Origin of the sequence: Pseudonocardia pini, from assembly GCF_013870575.1 — a bacterium.
In the GTDB taxonomy this organism is placed as follows: Bacteria; Actinomycetota; Actinomycetes; order Mycobacteriales; family Pseudonocardiaceae; genus Pseudonocardia; species Pseudonocardia pini.
In genome coordinates, this window is the sequence record NZ_JACBXB010001048.1 from 1 (window position 1) to 1,500 (window position 1,500).

A 1,500-nucleotide genomic window follows, 5' to 3' on the forward strand; every position below is an offset into this window, starting at 1 on the left:
TCGGCGGCGGTGGGGTGATCGGCGGCGGTGGGGTGATCGGCGCCGCTGTCAAGATCGCAGTGGCACGGATCATCATGTGTCCCTTCGGTTGTGTACTCATCAGCACAGCGAGTCGACCGGCTTGGGGTTGGTGTGTCCGAACAGTGGCCGCAGCCGCAGCCCGACCCACGTCCCCGCCAGCGCGACCGCACCCCAGATCCAGCCGTGCAGGCTGAACGAGGCGATCCCGGAGAAGTAGGCGCCGATGTTGCAGCCGCCCGCGAGCCGCGCGCCGTACCCCATGAGGATCCCGCCGACCACGGCTCCGACCGCGATCTTCCAGGGGATCCGCTTGTGCAGCAGGAAGGCGCCGCCGACGCCGGAGGCGAAGAGCGCCCCGATCATGATCCCGATGTCCAGCACCGAGATCCGGTCGGCGAGCACCGGCCCCGCCAGCGACTTCGCGTTCGCCGGCACCTGCCAGAAGGCCCAGTTCTGCGGCTCCGCCCCGAACCACTGCAGGACCTTCGCGCCCCAGAGGCCGAAGGCACTCGTCACGCCCCAGGGCTGGCCGGACACGACCAGCACCGCCGCGTTGAGCACGGCGAGGACGATCGCGCCGACCCACATCGGCCACGAGCCGCGCAGCACCCGGGCGATCCCCCGGGCCGACGGCGGGCGCTCGACGGGCGGGGGCGTGCGCCGCTTCGCCACCACGTAGGTCACCGCGGCGATCCCGACCATGACCACGAGCGACACCGCGAGCGCGCCGGGGATCCCGCCGAAGACGTCCCGCAGGTCGACCGGCACCCCCTGCGGCACGACGTCCGTCCAGAACGGGAAGCTCAGCGCCGCGAGGATGGAGCCGACGATGAAGCCGAAGAGCGTCAACACGATCGCGGACTGTCCACTGCCGACGGCGAACAGGGTGCCGGAGGCGCACGAGCCGCCGATCTGCATCCCGACGCCGAACAGGAACGCGCCCACGATCAGCCCGATGCCGATCGGGTTGACGTAGCCCCGCGGGTCGCCGGAGAGCCCGAGGCCCGTCGCGAAGACGATCGCGAACAGGACCGTCGCCACGCCGAGCATCACCATGTGCGCCCGGATCGCCGCGCCCTGCCCGACGGCGACGAGCTGGCGCCAGCCGGAGGTGAACCCGAAGCGGGAGTGGAACAGGGTGAAGCCGAGGAGCAGGCCGAGCACCCCGGTCACGACCATGGTCGCGGGGGCGACGCGGGAGACGCCCCACAGGAACAGCGCGGCGAGCAGCACCGCGACGGCTGTCGGGGCCGGCTGGGTCGGTGGGGCCTTGCGGTCCAGCGGGCCGAACGCCGCGCGTTCGGTGTCGAGGACCCCCTTCAAGGGGGCGGTGAGCACGGACATCTGTCTTCTCCTAGGGCAGGGGCGCGGAGACGGGAACGACCGTCCCGCCGGGGAACCACGAGGCCGGGTTGGGGGCGCCGGCGTGGTGCTCGCCGGTGCTGGTCATCGGGACGTCGACGGGCGCGGCCCCGAACA

Annotated in this window: 1 protein-coding gene; it reads right to left on the bottom strand. The window is 72.2% G+C overall.

The window, feature by feature from the left end; translation table 11 throughout:
• Positions 1-99: 99 nt before the first annotated feature.
• The gene (locus H5J29_RS32345; protein WP_181784706.1) at positions 100-1,365 is read right to left on the bottom strand and encodes a YeeE/YedE family protein; all 1,266 of its coding nucleotides are present in this window, start codon (positions 1,363-1,365) and stop codon (positions 100-102) included.
• Between the last annotated feature and the right edge of the window lie 135 nt (positions 1,366-1,500).